Origin of the sequence: Micromonospora sp. NPDC047730, from assembly GCF_043204765.1 — a bacterium.
In the GTDB taxonomy this organism is placed as follows: Bacteria; Actinomycetota; Actinomycetes; order Mycobacteriales; family Micromonosporaceae; genus Micromonospora.
This window is the reverse complement of record NZ_JBIDCU010000003.1, coordinates 292,612-308,000: the sequence shown is the minus strand read 5'-3', so window position 1 is coordinate 308,000 and position 15,389 is coordinate 292,612. Positions and strand designations below refer to the sequence as shown.

Genomic DNA, 15,389 nt, shown 5'->3' with positions numbered 1-15,389 from the left:
TGGCGCGCGTGACCATCGACTCGGACCCGATTCCCGTCACCCTCCGCTGGGCGGTCCGGCTGCTGTGGGGCGAGGCGGTCGCCGTGGGGCTGGTCGCCGCGTGGCTGGTCTGGGCCGATCTCACCGCCACCACCACCGACCTCACCTCGGCGTTGCTGGTGACCGCGTTCGCGGTCGGTGCGGCGGCGGCGCTCTGGGCGCTCGGCGGCGCGCTGGCCCGACGCCGGGCGGGCGCCCGCGCCCCGGCGATCGTGCTCCAGCTCATGCTGCTGCCGGTGGGGTGGTTCATGGTCCAGGGCGGGGTGGCCTGGCTCGGCGTACCACTGATGGCGCTCGGTCTCGGCGTCACCGCGCTGCTGGTGAGCACCCCGACCACGCGGGCCCTCGGCTTCGAGTGACGCCCCGCTGGCGGTGCCGGAGCGCCCGGCGGCGCACCGCCGGGGACGGGCGGCTCAGTATCCGGAGGCGCGCCGGGTGAGCAACGAGATGGTGGCCCGGCCGTCGGCGGCGCTCGCGGACGCCGACGTGGTGAGCGCGGTGAGCACCTTCCAGGCGAACGACGACTCCGCCGGCAGCGTGGCGCCCCGGACGGTCGGCACCGTCACCTCGACGGTGAGCGCGTCGTCGGTGACCGCGAACCGGCAGTCGAGTTCGGCGTCGCGGGTGGCGATGGCGAGCAGCATGGCGCACGCCTCGTCCACGGCGATGCGCAGGTCCTCGATCTCGTCGAGGGCGAACTGGAGCCGCGCCGCGAGCCCGGCGGTGGCGGTGCGCAACACCCCGAGGTAGCCCCCGTCCGCGGGCACGGTGAGGTGCACGACGTCGTCGTCGGTCGTCGGCTGCCCGGTCAGTTGAGTCACCACTCATCCCCCCGGTCGGGGACTCTACCCGCTCGGTCGCCCGGACGTGTGGGGGCCGCCACGTGCCTGCGCGGCCAGGCCGGCCAGGGCGTCCCCGCTGAGCCGGTAGGGGACCCACTCGGACATCTGCCGCGCCCCGATCGAGGCGTAGAAGCCGGCGGCCGGGTTCCAGTCGATCATCCACCACTCCAGCCGCTGGTAGCCCCGCTCCACGCAGATCGCGGCGAGGGTCGCCAGCAGCAGCCGCCCCGCGCCGGTGCCCCGGGCGGCCGGGCGGACGTAGAGGTCCTCCAGGTAGATGCCGTGCACCCCGGCCCAGGTGGAGAAGTTGAGGAACCACAGCGCGAAGCCCACCGGTTCGTCGTCGGCGTCGACGGCCACGTGCCCGTAGAGCGCCGGGGCCGGGCCACGACTGCTCCAGCTCGGCGCGTCCGACGCCGCGCCGCGACCTGGAGCAGACGCGAACAGGGCGGCGGTGAGCTGTTCCTCCGTGAGGTGGCACTCGTCGGCGGCGCGTTCGTACGCCGCCAGCTCGTGCACCATGGCGACGACGGCCGGCACGTCCCCGGGACGTGCCGGCCGGATCGTCGGCGGGCCGGCGAGGCTCACGCCTTCTTGGTCTCCCAGAAGATCTTGGAGATCTCGTCGATCTTCTGCAGCAGCTCGTCGGCCTTGGCCGGGTCGGTGCCGCCCTTCGCGCCGGCGGCGCCGGCCAGCTTGGTGGCCTCGTTGAAGAGCTGGTGCAGGTGCGGGTACTTCTCGAAGTGGGCCGGCTTGAAGTAGTCGGTCCAGAGCACCCACAGGTGGTGCTTCACCAGGTCGGCGCGCTGCTCCTTGATCAGGATGGCGCGGGTGCGGAACTCCGGGTCGGTGTTGGCCTGGTACTTCTCGCAGATCGCCTTCACCGACTCGGCCTCGATCCGGGCCTGGGCCGGGTCGTAGACGCCGCAGGGCAGGTCGCAGTGGGCGCTGGCGGTCACGCGGGGCGTAAGGATGCGTGGAAGTCGCATCAGGATCCTCCATGGGAAGTTTGCGATGATCCAACACGACATTACTCCTGGACGCGTGCCGAGAGGCCGGGTGGAGGTGAAACCGATGGGGGCGGCTCACCCGGCAGGGGCACCCCGGCTGCGGTGGCCGCTGACCGCCGTGCTGGTGACCGGTCCGTCCATGTCGCCCACGCTGCGGCACGGCGACGCGGTGCTGGTCCGCCCCGGCGGGCGGGCCGTCCGCCCCGGCGACGTCGTGGTCGCGGTGTTCCGCAGCCGCCCCGAGCTGCTCGTGGTCAAGCGCGCGGTCCGCGCCGAGGACGGCGGCTGGTGGCTGGCCGGCGACAACGACCTCGTCACCGACGACTCCCGGGCGTACGGGGTGGCCGACGTGCGGGGCCGGGTGGTGGCGCGCTACTGGCCCCGCCCCGGACGGGTGCGTCGGCGTCGGTTATGACCCCGCTCACATCCGGGTGATGGTGGCGACACTATGCTCGGGGCGTGCCCGGGTGACCCCCGCACCGCGTGTCGCCGCTGGGCGCCTCACCTCGCGCCCGCGCCGGCCGCTCCGTCTGCTCGACAGATCCTGGAGTCACCATGTCATCGTCCACCGTGGACCCCGCTGATCCCGTCTTCCGGCTGCACCGGGGCGGCAAGATGGCCATCGCCTCGACCGTCCCGCTGACGAGCCGGGAGGACCTCTCCCTCGCGTACACCCCGGGGGTGGCCCGGGTCTGCGAGGCGATCGCCGCCGACCCGAGCGTCGCCGACGACTACACCTGGGCCGCGCACACCGTGGCCGTCGTCACCGACGGCTCGGCCGTACTCGGGCTGGGCAACATCGGCCCGCGCGCGGCGCTGCCGGTGATGGAGGGCAAGGCGGTGCTGTTCAAGCAGTTCGCCGGCGTCGACGCCGTGCCCGTCTGCCTGGACACGCAGGACGTGGACGAGATCGTCGCGGTGGTGCGGGCGCTGGCGCCGTCGTTCGGCGGGATCAACCTGGAGGACATCAGCGCCCCGCGCTGCTTCGAGGTGGAGCGCCGGCTCGACGAGGCCCTGGACATCCCGGTCTTCCACGACGACCAGCACGGCACCGCGATCGTCGTGCTCGCCGCGCTGCGCAACGCCGCCACCCTGCTCAACCGCAAGCTCGGCGACCTGCGGGTGGCGGTCAGCGGCGCCGGCGCCGCCGGGGTGGCGGTGACGAAGATGCTGGTCGCCGGCGGCGTGGACCCGGACCAGGTGGTGGTCTGCGACTCCAAGGGCATCATCGGCCGGCACCGGGCCGGGCTGACCGGCACGAAGGCCGAGCTGGCCGCGATGACGAACGCCGACGGCCGCGAGGGCGACATCGCCGAGGCGCTGCGCGGCGCGGACGTGCTGATCGGCGTCTCCGGCGGGCAGATCCCGGAGCAGGCGGTGGCGGGCATGGCGGCGGGGGGCATCGTCTTCGCGCTGGCCAATCCGACGCCCGAGGTACACCCCGAGGTGGCCGCCCGGCACGTGGCCGTCGTCGCCACCGGCCGCAGCGACTACCCCAACCAGATCAACAACGTGCTGGCGTTCCCGGGCGTGTTCCGGGGCGCGCTGGACGCCCGGGCCACCCGCATCACCGACGGCATGAAGGTGGCCGCCGCCGACGCCATCGCGGGCGTCGTGGCCGAGTCGCTCACCGCCGAGGCGATCGTCCCGTCCCCGCTCGACCCCCGGGTCGCCCCCGCGGTGGCCGAGGCGGTCGCCGAGGCCGCCCGCCGCGACGGCGTCACCCGCTGAGGTGTAAGGAAGGGCCCCTTCCTATCGCTATGCGATAGGAAGGGGCCCTTCCTTACACCCGTTGCACGGCGAGCAGCCCTTCTTGTCGGCCGTTCGGCTTGTTACCGTGCCGATCATGCGTGCCGCCTTCGCCTCCCGCCTCGACGACGCCAACCCGCTCGCCGCGCTCACCGTCGGCGAGCAGCCCGAGCCCACCCACCTGGCCGACGACTGGGTGACCGTGCAGGTGCGGGCCAGCTCCCTCAACCACCACGACCTCTGGTCGCTGCGCGGCGTGGGGCTGCGCGCGGAGCAACTGCCGATGATCCTCGGCTGCGACGCCGTCGGGGTGGACCCGGACGGCAACGAGGTCGTCGTCTACCCGGTGGTCGCCACCCCGGGCGACCCGCGCGGCGTCTCCATCCTCTCCGAGCACTTCCCCGGCACGCTGGCCGAGCGGGTCGCCGTGCCCCGGTCCAACCTGGTGCCGCTGCCGGCGGGCCTGGCGGCGACGGACGCGGCCTGCCTGCCGACCGCCTGGCTGACCGCGTGGCGGATGCTGACCACCGTGGGTCGGGTCGACGACGCCGACGCCGTGCTGGTCCAGGGCGCCGGGGGCGGCGTGGCGACCGCGGCCGTCGCGCTCGCCGCGGCGATGGGCAAGCGGGTGTACGCGACCAGCCGCGACGCCGGCAAGCGGGAGCGGATCGCCGAGCTGGGCGCCACCGCCGTCGAGCCCGGCGCGCGGCTGCCCGAGCGGGTCGGCGTGGTGATCGAGACGGTCGGGGCGGCCACGTTCGACCACTCGCTGAAGTCCGCCGCGCCGATGGCCCGGATCGTGGTCTCCGGCGCGACCGCCGGGCACGAGCCGAAGGTCAACCTGCGCCGGGTCTTCGCCATGCAGCTGGAGATCCTGGGCACCTCGATGGGCACCCCCGACGAGCTGTCCGCCCTGCTCGCGTTCTGCGCCGAGCGGGGGGTGCGCCCGGTGGTGGACACGGTCGTCCCGTTCAGCCGGGTCGCCGACGCCTTCGCCCGCCTGCACTCCGGCGACGTCTTCGGCAAGGTCGTCGTCGACCACACCGCCTGACGGCCCCCGGCGGCCGCGCCCGCTCGCCGTCCGGCGGGGCGCGGCCGCTCAGAGGCGGTTGTCGAGGGTGGCGATGTCGTGGCGGGCAGCGTCGGTGGGGATGCGGCGCTTGGCGGCCTCGTCGCCGTAGAGGGACCAGCGCAGGAACTCGACCGTGGTGTCGGAGACCACCCGCAGGGCGTCGCCGTCGCTGAGCAGGGCCCGGCCGTGGTCGCCCTTCGGCAGGCTCAGCATGGCCTTCGGCCAGGGCACCTTGTCGTAGGCGGCCTTGCCGGCGGCGTACTCGACCACCTCGTCAGCCTCGCCGTGCACGAAGAGCTGCGGCGCGGCGGCGCCCGCGAAGGCGGTGCCGACACCGAGCGCGGTGCCGGCGAAGACCACGCCGGCGTCCAGCCGCTCGTCGCGGCCGGCGGTGAAGAGGCCGATCGTGGTCACCCCGCCGGCCGAGTGCCCGGCCGCGGCCACCCGGTCGGTGGCCAGCCGGCCGCGCAGCGGGTCGCCGCTCCGGCCGTCGAGGGCGAGCACCTGGGTGAGCGCGTACGACACGTCGGCGGGCTGGTTGAGCACGTCGAGCACGTTGCCGTCGCCGCCCCGCGCGGTGTGCGGGAAGGTCGGGGCGGCCACCACGAACCCGGCCGCAGCCCAGCGGGTCAGCAGCTTCTCGTAGTCGGCCGGCCGCCCGTTCAGGCCGTGGCTGAACATGACGACGGGAAACTTCCCCCTCGCGGCCGCCGCTGAGCGCTCCGGCTGCCCGCCGGCCTCCCCGGCCGCGGGGTACCAGACGGTCACCGGCAGCGGCCGGTCCCCGTCGCGGTTCAGCTCGAGCTGTCGTACGCCGACGGCGAACGCCTTCTCGGGGGCGGTGCCGGCGGGCACCAGCGGCGCCGGGGTGCTCGCCTTCGGCGATTCGACGGGAGCGGCCGGGCGGGCGACCGGACCGGCGTCGGCGGAGCAGCCGACCAGACCGGCGGCGAGCAGGGCCGTGGCGAGCAGAGCGGGGGTGGCGCGACGCGACATGGCTCCGATTGTGCCTCGCCGCGCCACCCGCCCCACCCGGGATCGACGCAGCGCACCGGCCGCGTGACCGGCTCGTGCCGGCTCGTGGCGGCTCGTCCGACTCGGGTGCCGGACGCGCGACCGAGGCGAGCCCGGTCGCCCGGTTCGCCGGTCGCCCGGGCGTCAACCGGTCACGAACGGGCGTCGGCGACGGCGGCGCGCAGGCGCGCCAGGTCGGCGGCGTCCTTGGGGCGGCGGGGGCGCCCCGGCATCCAGACGGGAAACATCTCCTTGAACTCGATCTGGGCGGCCACCGAGATCACCGGGACGGCCAGCGGGCCGATCCGGCCGGGCGGACCGGTCAGCATGCCGTCGGGCAGCGGGGTGCCCGCCCACGGGCCGGCGCCCACCACCACCCGGCCGGCCGCGTCCCGCGCCAGGTACGCGACGCTCACCTCGACGTCGTCGCGGATCAGGTCGAGCTGGAGGTGGACCGGCATCCTCGGGTCTGGCCGCCAGCCGTGCGCCCGCAGCAGGCCGGCCAGCCGCTCCGCGTCGGCGCGCCAGCAGTACCAGTCGACGTCGACGTGCGGCCGGGTCACCTCGCCCAGGTGGAAGTCCATCGCCCAGCCGCCCCGCAGCCACACCTCGACGCCGGCTGCCGACGCCAGCCCGGCCAGCTCGGCGATGCCGTCGAGTTGTCGCCCCGCCAGACCGTCCACGGCCGCACGGTAGCCCGGCGGCCCCCGCCGCGCCAGAGCGTCACCCGTACCGGAGGCGTCCAGGGCGGCCGGTGCGGCGGTCAGCGGGCGGGGCGGGTCTCGAACGCCGTCACGCCGGGGGAGCGGGCGCCGCCGGGCAGGCGCCGGCCGGCGTCCGGGTCACCGTAGAGGGTCCAGCGGAGGAAGTCCGTGGTGGTGGCGAGGACCTGGTCGAAGCCGGGCCGCCCCGGGGTCAGGTACTCGCCGTGGCCCTGACCGAGCAGGCTCAGGAAGGCGGCCGGGCCGGTCGTGCGGTCGTACGCGGCCCGGCCGACCGACGCCGGCACGATCGGGTCGGCCGTGCCGTGCACGAACAGCAGCGGCGCCGCCGGGCCGGCGAAACTGCCCGCCATGCCGCCGCCGGCGATGACGATGCCGGCCCGCAGCCGCCCCGACCGTCCCGAGGTGAACATCCCCGCCGTGGTGAAGCCGCCCGCCGAGTGGCCGGCGGCGGCGAACCGGGTGACGTCGAGGTGCCCGGCGAGCGGGTCACCGCGCCGGGCGTCGAGCCGCACCAGGTGCCGGACGAGGCGCCAGCCGTCGGCCGGCTGGTGGCGTACGTCGGCGCGGCTGAACCGGGGCGCCCCGCGCCGGGTGTGCGGGTAGGCCGGGGCGGCCACCACGAAGCCGGCGGCGGCCCAGCGCCTGGTCAGCCCGGCGTGCAGCTCGGGAAGGCTGTGCAGCCCGTGGCTGTAGACCACCACCGGGAACCGGCCCGCCGCCACCGCGTCCCCGTCCGCCGGGTACCAGACGGTCACCGGGAGCGGCCGAGCCGAGGTGGGGTCGACGGTGAACGTCCGCACCCCGACGGCGTACGTCGTCTCGGGGGCCGGACGGCCCGGCGGCGCGCCGCTCCCGGGCGCGGCGGTGGCCGGCGCGCAGCCCGCCAGCAGCGCCGTCATCAGCACGGCGACCAGCCGCTTCACCCCCACCGTTCCACGGTAGGTGCCGGGTCGTCCGGACCGTCCCCACCGTCCGGCCGGACACTCCCGTCGGCCGGGCGGATCCCGTCCACCGGCCGGCCCGACCTGGAGTCGGGCGGCGCGTGACGGACGACGGGGCGGTAGCGACTTGGCTAGGGTCACCGGCATGCCTGAGAACCACACGGACCCGAGCGGCAACACCGCGGCGTTCCGCGCCTTCGCCAACACCGCCGAGCCCGAGGCGCCGGCCGGCGCCTCCCGCACGCCGCTGCTCGTCGGCGCCGGGGCGGTCGCGGTCGTACTGGTCGCCCTTCTCGCCTGGCTCGCCCTGAGCTGACGCCCGGGCCCGGGTCAGCCGGCGGCGCCGACCACGGCCCGCGTCTGGAGGGCGATCTCGCGCTCCTCGTCGGTGCCGAGGACGAAGACCGTCACCTCGGCACCCTCAGGGGAGATGACCCGGTCGCCGCTGCCGGCGTTGCGCTCCGGGTCCACCGCGATGCCGAGCCGGTCCAGGCCGGCCAGCGCGGCGGCGCGCACCGGCGCGGCGTGCTCGCCGACTCCGGCGGTGAAGACGATCGCGTCCACCCGCCCGAGCAGCGCGTAGTACGCCCCGACGTAGCCGGTGATCCGCCGGCAGTAGACGTCGAAGGCGAGCGTGGCCGCCGGATCGCCGTCCGCCCGGCGCCCGAGGACCTCGCGCATGTCGTTGGCGCCGGTCAGCCCGAGCAGGCCGCTGCGGTGGTTGAGCAGGTCGTCGATCTCGTCGACGGAGAGCCCGCCCTCCCGGCGCAGGTGGAAGATGACGGTCGGGTCGAGGTCGCCGCTGCGGGTGCCCATCACCAGGCCCTCCAGCGGGGACATCCCCATCGAGGTGGCCACGCTCCGGCCGCCGGCGACCGCGCAGGCGCTGGCCCCGTTGCCCAGGTGCAGGGTGATCGTGTTCACCTCCGCGTACGGGCGGCCGAGCAGCTCGGCGGCGCGCCGGGACACGTACGCGTGCGAGGTGCCGTGGAACCCGTACCGCCGGATGCCGTACCGCTCGGCGGTGTCCCGCTCGACCGCGTAGGTCGCGGCGGCCTCGGGCAGCGTGGTGTGGAACGCGGTGTCGAAGACGGCGACCTGCGGCACGTCCGGCAGCGCGGCCAGGGCGACCTCGATGCCGGTCAGGTTGGCGGGGTTGTGCAGCGGCGCGAGCGGGATCAGGTCGCGGATCGCGGCGAGCACCGCGTCGTCGAGCAGGACGGGCTCGCCGAACCGCTTGCCGCCGTGGACCACCCGGTGCCCGACGGCGGCCAGCCCGGCCAGGTCGAGCCCGGCGAGGATCTCCCGGACGGCGGTCTCGTGGTCGGCCGGGCCGCCGCCCGGCTCGCCGACCCGCTCCACGGTGCCCCTGTCGAGCACCCGGTCGCCGTCGAAGAGCCGGTACTTCACCGACGACGATCCGCAGTTGAGCACGAGCACCCGGCTCACGGGCGCCTCCTTCCGGCGGCGGCCGGGCCGACCCGGGCACTCATGACGACACTCCGCTTCGCTGCGTGCCGCCATGAGGCACCGTCGCCCTGAGCCTGCTGATTCGCTCGCTTCGCTCGCTCATGACGACTCCTCGGCCGCGGCCTGGATGGCGGTGATCGCCACGGTGTTCACGATGTCCGGCACGGTGGCTCCCCGGGACAGGTCGTTCACCGGCCGGCGCAGGCCCTGCATCACCGGCCCGACGGCCACCGCCCCGGCGGAGCGCTGCACCGCCTTGTACGTGTTGTTGCCCGTGTTCAGGTCGGGGAAGACGAAGACCGTGGCCCGGCCGGCGACCGTGCTGCCGGGCAGCTTCGTCGCCGCGACCGCCGGGTCGATCGCCGCGTCGTACTGGATCGGCCCCTCGACCAGCAGGTCGGGGCGGCGCTCCCGGACCAGTTTCGTGGCCGCCGCGACCTTCTCCACGTCGGCGCCCGCCCCGGAGCTGCCGGTGGAGTAGGAGAGCATGGCGACCCGCGGCTCGATGCCGAACCGGGCGGCGGTGTCCGCCGAGGAGATGGCGATGTCGGCGAGCTGGGCGGCGTCCGGGTCGGGGTTGACCGCGCAGTCGCCGTAGACCAGCACCCGGTCGGCCAGCAGCATGAAGAAGACGCTGGAGGCGACCGAGACCCCCGGCACCGTACGGATGATCTCGAAGGCCGGCCGGATCGTGGCGGCGGTGGTGTGGGTCGCCCCGGAGACCATCCCGTCGGCGTGCCCGGTCTGCACCATCAGGGTGCCGAAGTAGTTCGGCTGGGCGACGATGTCGTGCGCCAGCTCGGCGGTGACCCCCCGGTGGGCGCGCAGCTTCGCGTACTCGACGGCGAACTCGTCGCGCCACTCGCTGGTGACCGGGTCGACCACCCGCGCGCCGGTGATGTCGATGCCCAGCTCGCGGGTCCGCCGCACGACGTCGTCGGGACGCCCGAGCAGGGTGATGTCGGCGACGCCCCGGCGCAGCAGGATCTCCGTCGCCCGCAGGATCCGCTCCTCCGCCCCCTCGGGCAGCACGAGGTGCCGGCGCCGCGCCCGGGCCCGGTCGATCAGGTCGTTCTCGAACATCAGCGGGGTGACCCGCCCGGAGCGGCTGACCCGCAGCCGGCGGGCCAGGTCGTCGGTGTCCACGCAGCGCTCGAACGCGCCGAGCGCGGCCTCCACCTTGCGCGGGTTGGCCGCGCTGGGGCGGCCCTCGATCCGGCTGGACGCGGCCACCGTGTCGTAGCTGTCGCTGGGCACCGAGAGCACCGCAAGGCCGGGCTTCAGCGCCTCCACCAGCCGCATCGCCCGTGGGTCCGGCTGCTCGCCGAGGGTGAGCACCAGGCCGGCCAGCGAGACCTGGCCGGCCACGTGCGCCGCGCTCGTGCCGATCAGGAGGTCGTCCCGGTCGCCCGGCATGATCACCAGGGCGCCCTCGGTCAGGTGGTCCAGCAGCGTCGGCACGTGCGCCGCGCCGACCACGTAGTCGAGCACGTCGCGGCCGAGCGCGTCGTCGTCCCCGGCCAGCAGCGTGGCGCCGAGCGCCGCCGCCACCTCGGCCACCGTCGGCGCCGACACGGTCGGCACCTCCGGGATGGCGTACGCGGGGACCGGCAGGTCCGGCAGGGCCATCGGGCCGGGCACCCGGTTGGCGACGACCGCCAGCACCGTGGCCCCGAGGTCCTCCAGATCGTGGTACGCCCCGCGCGCCGCCGCCGCGATCGCCGCCGGCTCCTGCCCGAAGCCGTCGACCACGGGCACCACCACGCTGCCGAACTCGGTGGCCAGCCGGGCATTGAAGGCCAGCTCGCGGGGCCCGGCGCCGTCGCCGCCGTCGGCGAAGTCGCTGCCCACCACGACCACCGCCGGGCAGCGCCGCTCGACCTCCCGGTAGCGCGTGACGATGTCGGCGATCAGTTCCTCCCGCCGCCCGTCGGCGACCAGCGCGGTGGCCTCGGCGTACGTGGTGCCGCTGAGGTCGGCCAGCGGCAGCCCGATCCGGTACCGGTCGCTGAGCAGGGCGAGGATCGGGTCGGGGCCGTGCCCGCCGACCAGCGGCCGGAACGCGCCGATCCGCTCGACCTGCCGGGACAACAGCTCCGCCAGCCCGAGCGCGACGGTCGACTTGCCACCGCCGGATCCCACGCTGGTCAGGTACACACTCCGAGCCACGCACCCACCCTAAAAGATCGCGCCTCCCCCGACCCGGGACCTTAGCCCCACCCGCCCGGGCCATTGATCATGAAGTTGTTGTCGCCCGCCTCGGCGTGTCGCGACAACAACCTCATGATCAACGCAAGGTGACGGGTCGGATTACTCGTCGTCTTCGTCGTCGAGGCGGGCGAGCCAGGTGGCGAGGCGCTCGATCGGGGTCTCGAACTCGGGGTTCAGGTCGACGAAGTCGCGGAGGCGCTCGCCGAGCCACTCGACGCTGACGGACTCCTCGCCCCGCCGCTGCACCAGTTCCTCGATCCCACGGTCCGTGAAGTACATGCTGTCCGTTCCTCGCTCGTCGGTCTGCTGTGTGTGGGCGTTCGGGCCATCCGGGACGGACGCCGGCCGGGACGCCGACGGGGCAGAGACCGTCAGCGCGACGGTCCCTGCCCCGGTTGTCGGTGCGGTGCTCAGGTCACGGGCGGGGGAGAGCCGCCTCGATCAGGGCGGTCTGCTCGACGTCGTGCATCTTCGCCGAGCCGACGGCCGGGGCGGCCGCGGCCGGGCGGGAGATGCGGCGCAGCCGGACGTCGGCCAGGTGCTCCAGCAGGTTGAGCGCGACGAACGACCAGGCGCCCTGGTTGGCCGGCTCCTCCTGCACCCAGGCGTAGTCCTCGGCGTTCGGGTACGCCGCCAGCGCGGCCCGGATCTCCTCCACCGGCATCGGGTAGAGCTGCTCCAGCCGGATGATCGCGGTGTCGGTGATGCCGCGTTCCTGCCGGGCCTGGAACAGGTCGTAGTAGACCTTGCCCGAGCAGAGCAGCACCCGCTTCACCGACTCCGGCGCCGGGGCGCCCGGGTCGCGCAGCACCGGCTGGAAGGTGCCGGTGGTGAACTCCTCGACGGAGGAGACGCAGAGCTTGTGCCGCAGCAGCGACTTCGGCGTGAACACCACCAGCGGCTTGCGCTTCGGCGAGAGCGCCTGGCGCCGCAGCAGGTGGAAGTAGTTCGCCGGGGTGGTCGGGATGGCCACCCGCATGTTGTCCTCGGCGCACATCTGCAGGAACCGCTCCGGGCGGCCGGAGGTGTGGTCCGGGCCCTGGCCCTCGTGGCCGTGCGGCAGCAGCAGGGTGACGGCGGAGCGTTGGCCCCACTTCACCTCGCCCGAGGAGATGAACTCGTCGATCACCGACTGGGCGCCGTTGACGAAGTCGCCGAACTGCGCCTCCCAGCAGACCAGCGCGTTGATGTTCTCCACCGAGTAGCCGTACTCGAAGCCCATCGCCGCGTACTCGCTGAGCAGGGAGTCGTGCACGAAGAACCGGGACCGCTCGCCGTCGCCGGTCAGCGACTGCAGGGGCAGGTGGTCCTGGCCGGTCTCGGCGTCGACCACGGCGGCGTGCCGCTGCACGAAGGTGCCCCGGCGGGAGTCCTGACCGGCGAGCCGGACGGTGACCCCGTCGTGCAGCAGCGAGCCGAACGCGATGATCTCGCCGAAGCCCCAGTCGATGTTGCCCTCGACGGACATCTTGGCCCGCCGGTCGAGCAGCTGCTGGATCCGCTTGTGCGGGGTGAAGCCCTCCGGCAGGTTGACGTGCGCCTCGCCGATGGCCCTGACGACGCCGGCGTCGGTGGCGGTCTCCACCTGCGGCTCCGGCTCGTCCTCCCGCTTGGGGCGGCTGAGCTGGCGCGGCATGGTGGCCGCGTCGCGGGTGGCCTTGAAGACCCGCTCCAGCTGCGACTGGTAGTCGCGCAGCAGCTCCTCCGCATCCTCCACGGTGATGTCGCCGCGCCCGATCAGCTCCTCGGTGTAGAGCTTCCGGACGGACCGCTTCGAGTCGATGATCTTGTACATCTGCGGGTTGGACATCGACGGGTCGTCGCCCTCGTTGTGCCCGCGCCGGCGGTAGCAGACCATGTCGATGACGACGTCCTTGTTGAACGCCTGCCGGTACTCGAAGGCCAGCCGGGCGACCCGGACCACGGCCTCGGGGTCGTCGCCGTTGACGTGGAAGATCGGCGCCTGGATCATCCGGGCGACGTCGGTGCTGTAGAGGCTGGAGCGGCTGTACTCCGGGGCGGTGGTGAAGCCGACCTGGTTGTTGACCACCACGTGCACGGTGCCGCCGGTGCGGTAGCCGCGCAGTTGGGAGAGGTTGAGCGTCTCGGCCACCACGCCCTGGCCGGCGAAGGCGGCGTCGCCGTGCACCGCGAGCGGCAGCACGGTGTAGCCCTCCAGCTTGAGGTCTATCCGGTCCTGCTTGGCCCGGACGATGCCCTCCAGCACCGGGTCGACGGCCTCCAGGTGCGACGGGTTCGCCACCACCGAGACCTTGACCGAGTGGTCGCCGTCCGGCGTGGTGAACTTGCCGTTCTGACCGAGGTGGTACTTCACGTCGCCGGAGCCCTGCGTGGAGCGCGGGTCCAGGTGCCCCTCGAACTCCGAGAAGATCTTCTCGTACGGCTTGCCGACGATGTTCGCCAGCACGTTGAGCCGGCCGCGGTGGGCCATGCCGATGACGACCTCGTCCAGCCCGCCCTCGGCGGACGCCTCCAGCACCTCGCCGAGCAGCGGGATCAGCGACTCGCCGCCCTCCAGCGAGAAGCGCTTCTGCCCGACGTACTTGGTCTGCAGGAAGGTCTCGAACGCCTCGGCGGCGTTGAGCCGGTTGAGCACGTGCTTCTGCTCGTCCGGGGACGGCTTCTCGTACTTGCGCTCGATCCGCTCCTGGATCCAGCGCCGCTCCTCCGGGTCCTGGATGTGCATGTACTCGATGCCGACCCGGCGGCAGTACGAGTCGCGCAGCACGCCGAGGATGTCGCGCAGCTTCATCCGCTGCTTGCCGGCAAAGCCGTTGACCGGGAACTCGCGGTCCAGGTCCCACAGGGTCAGCCCGTGCTGGAGGACGTCCAGGTCCGGGTGCTTGCGGATCTCGAACTCGAGCGGGTCGGTGTCGGCCATCAGGTGCCCGCGCACCCGGTAGGCGTGGATCAGCTCGTGCACCCGGGCGGTCTTGTTGATCTGGCCCTCGCTGTTGACCGCGACGTCGCGCATCCAGCGCACCGGCTCGTACGGGATCCGCAGCGAGGTGAAGATCTGGTCGTAGAAGCCGTGCTCACCCAGCAGCAGCTCGTGCATGACCTTGAGGAACTCGCCGGACTGCGCGCCCTGGATGATCCGGTGGTCGTACGTGCTGGTCAGGGTGATGACCTTGCTGACCGCCAGCTCGGCCAGGGTGGCCTCGGACATGCCCTGGTAGGGGGCCGGGTACTCCATCGCGCCGACGCCGATGATCGCGCTCTGCCCCTGCATGAGCCGCGGCATCGAGTGCACGGTGCCGATGCCGCCGGGGTTGGTCAGCGAGATCGTGGTGCCGGAGTAGTCCTCCATGGTCAGCTCGTTGCGGCGGGCGCGCCGGACCACGTCCTCGTACGCCTGCCAGAACTGCCGGAAGTCCATCTGCTCGCAGCCCTTGATGGACGGGACCACCAGGTTGCGGCTGCCGTCGGGCTTGACCAGGTCGATCGCGATGCCCAGGTTGACGTGCTCGGGCCGGACCATGACCGGCTTGCCGTCGACCTCGGCGAAGGAGTTGTTCATCTCCGGGTGGGCGACCAGCGCCCGGACCATCGCGTACCCGATGAGGTGGGTGAAGCTGACCTTGCCGCCGCGCCCACGGGTGAGGTGGTTGTTGATCACGATGCGGTTGTCGACCAGCAGCTTGGCCGGGACGGCGCGCACGCTGGTGGCGGTCGGCACGGCGAGCGAGGCGTCCATGTTCTGGACGATCTTCGCCGCCACGCCGCGCAGCGGCGTGGTCTGCGGGCCGGTGGCGGTCGGCTTGGTCGGCGCGGGCTTGGCCGGGGCGGCCTTCGCGGCCGGCTTGGCCGGGGCGGCCTTGGCGGCCGGCTTCTCCGGCTTGGCCTCCGGCTTCTTCTCCGCCGGCTTGGCGGCGGCCGGCTGCGCGACCGTGGTGGTCGCCTCCTGCTGCCCGGCGGGCTCCGGCTTGGCGGCCGGCTTCGGGGCCTGCTGCTCGGCGCGGGGCGTGCCGGCGCCGGGCGCCGGACGGTAGTCCGCGAAGAAGTCGTGCCAGGCCGAATCGACGCTGGTGGGGTCGGCGAGGTAGCGCTGGTACATCTCCTCGACGATCCACTCGTTCGGGCCGAAACCCGCCAGTGGGTTCTCCTGCGAAGTCTGCTGGGTCGACACGGCCGGTAATCGCCTCTTTCACGCGGGTTTGTGTGTCACGCGGTGTCCCCGTGCCGCCCTGTCTGCGAGCGCCCACGAGACGGCTCCCAGGCTACGCCGTGCGGATGCCGCAGGCATTTCCGCCTCCGCTGCGTGGTCCGTTTCACAGAAGATGCCAGAAGTTGGC

Annotated in this window: 15 protein-coding genes; 5 read left to right on the top strand and 10 right to left on the bottom strand. The window is 73.7% G+C overall.

Features of this window, described 5'->3' with window-relative positions:
* The first annotated feature begins 8 nt into the window (after window positions 1-8).
* Window positions 9-398: a hypothetical protein gene (locus tag ACGF5G_RS10730; protein ID WP_357698147.1), complete on the top strand. Its 390-nt coding sequence runs from the start codon at window positions 9-11 to the stop codon at window positions 396-398.
* A gap of 54 nt (window positions 399-452) precedes the next feature.
* Here ACGF5G_RS10730 and ACGF5G_RS10725 read toward each other — a convergent pair whose 3' ends face one another.
* From ACGF5G_RS10725 to sodN, 3 genes are read right to left on the bottom strand one after another with little or no spacing between them, the layout of a single operon-like run.
* Window positions 453-860, bottom strand: coding sequence for an ATP-binding protein (locus ACGF5G_RS10725; protein ID WP_350703755.1), 408 nt, complete (start codon window positions 858-860; stop codon window positions 453-455).
* Window positions 861-884: 24 nt separating this feature from the next.
* Window positions 885-1,469, bottom strand: coding sequence for a GNAT family N-acetyltransferase (locus ACGF5G_RS10720; RefSeq protein ID WP_393261210.1), 585 nt, complete (start codon window positions 1,467-1,469; stop codon window positions 885-887).
* The gene (gene sodN / locus ACGF5G_RS10715; protein WP_357462334.1) at window positions 1,466-1,870 is read right to left on the bottom strand and encodes a superoxide dismutase, Ni; all 405 of its coding nucleotides are present in this window, start codon (window positions 1,868-1,870) and stop codon (window positions 1,466-1,468) included. Before sodN ends, ACGF5G_RS10720 begins: the two co-directional genes overlap by 4 nt.
* An 85-nt stretch (window positions 1,871-1,955) precedes the next feature.
* On the opposite strand from sodN, the gene ACGF5G_RS10710 reads away from it, so the two are divergent.
* The 3 genes from ACGF5G_RS10710 to ACGF5G_RS10700 all read left to right on the top strand — a co-directional run bounded on the left by ACGF5G_RS10710 (window position 1,956) and on the right by ACGF5G_RS10700 (window position 4,691).
* Window positions 1,956-2,306, top strand: a complete 351-nt coding sequence (locus tag ACGF5G_RS10710) for a S24/S26 family peptidase (protein WP_393261207.1) — start codon at window positions 1,956-1,958, stop codon at window positions 2,304-2,306.
* A gap of 140 nt (window positions 2,307-2,446) precedes the next feature.
* Window positions 2,447-3,622, top strand: coding sequence for an NADP-dependent malic enzyme (locus tag ACGF5G_RS10705; protein ID WP_393261205.1), 1,176 nt, complete (start codon window positions 2,447-2,449; stop codon window positions 3,620-3,622).
* A gap of 106 nt (window positions 3,623-3,728) precedes the next feature.
* Window positions 3,729-4,691 carry a zinc-binding dehydrogenase gene (locus ACGF5G_RS10700; RefSeq protein WP_393261203.1) on the top strand — a complete coding sequence of 321 codons (963 nt, stop codon included), beginning with the start codon at window positions 3,729-3,731 and terminating at the stop codon, window positions 4,689-4,691.
* A gap of 48 nt (window positions 4,692-4,739) precedes the next feature.
* Here the strand turns inward: ACGF5G_RS10700 and ACGF5G_RS10695 are convergent, their stop codons facing one another.
* From ACGF5G_RS10695 to ACGF5G_RS10685, 3 genes are all read right to left on the bottom strand, one after another.
* Window positions 4,740-5,708 (bottom strand): alpha/beta hydrolase family protein, encoded by a 969-nt coding sequence (locus tag ACGF5G_RS10695; protein ID WP_393261200.1) that lies wholly within the window; start codon window positions 5,706-5,708, stop codon window positions 4,740-4,742.
* 170 nt (window positions 5,709-5,878) lie between these two features.
* Window positions 5,879-6,409, bottom strand: coding sequence for a nucleotidyltransferase domain-containing protein (locus tag ACGF5G_RS10690; protein ID WP_393261197.1), 531 nt, complete (start codon window positions 6,407-6,409; stop codon window positions 5,879-5,881).
* 80 nt (window positions 6,410-6,489) lie between these two features.
* The gene (locus ACGF5G_RS10685) at window positions 6,490-7,380 is read right to left on the bottom strand and encodes an alpha/beta hydrolase family protein (RefSeq protein WP_393261195.1); all 891 of its coding nucleotides are present in this window, start codon (window positions 7,378-7,380) and stop codon (window positions 6,490-6,492) included.
* A 157-nt stretch (window positions 7,381-7,537) separates the two neighbouring features.
* On the opposite strand from ACGF5G_RS10685, the gene ACGF5G_RS10680 reads away from it, so the two are divergent.
* Window positions 7,538-7,708: a hypothetical protein gene (locus tag ACGF5G_RS10680; protein WP_350703739.1), complete on the top strand. Its 171-nt coding sequence runs from the start codon at window positions 7,538-7,540 to the stop codon at window positions 7,706-7,708.
* 14 nt (window positions 7,709-7,722) lie between these two features.
* Here ACGF5G_RS10680 and ACGF5G_RS10675 read toward each other — a convergent pair whose 3' ends face one another.
* From ACGF5G_RS10675 to ACGF5G_RS10660, 4 genes are all read right to left on the bottom strand, one after another.
* Complete coding sequence (locus ACGF5G_RS10675; RefSeq protein WP_393261193.1) at window positions 7,723-8,841, bottom strand: acetate/propionate family kinase; 1,119 nt, start codon at window positions 8,839-8,841, stop codon at window positions 7,723-7,725.
* Between the two features lie 120 nt (window positions 8,842-8,961).
* Window positions 8,962-11,031 carry a phosphate acetyltransferase gene (gene pta / locus ACGF5G_RS10670; RefSeq protein WP_393261191.1) on the bottom strand — a complete coding sequence of 690 codons (2,070 nt, stop codon included), beginning with the start codon at window positions 11,029-11,031 and terminating at the stop codon, window positions 8,962-8,964.
* Window positions 11,032-11,172: 141 nt separating this feature from the next.
* Window positions 11,173-11,352 (bottom strand): DUF6104 family protein, encoded by a 180-nt coding sequence (locus ACGF5G_RS10665; RefSeq protein WP_393261189.1) that lies wholly within the window; start codon window positions 11,350-11,352, stop codon window positions 11,173-11,175.
* Window positions 11,353-11,488: 136 nt separating this feature from the next.
* Window positions 11,489-15,223: a multifunctional oxoglutarate decarboxylase/oxoglutarate dehydrogenase thiamine pyrophosphate-binding subunit/dihydrolipoyllysine-residue succinyltransferase subunit gene (locus tag ACGF5G_RS10660; protein ID WP_393261187.1), complete on the bottom strand. Its 3,735-nt coding sequence runs from the start codon at window positions 15,221-15,223 to the stop codon at window positions 11,489-11,491.
* Between the last annotated feature and the right edge of the window lie 166 nt (window positions 15,224-15,389).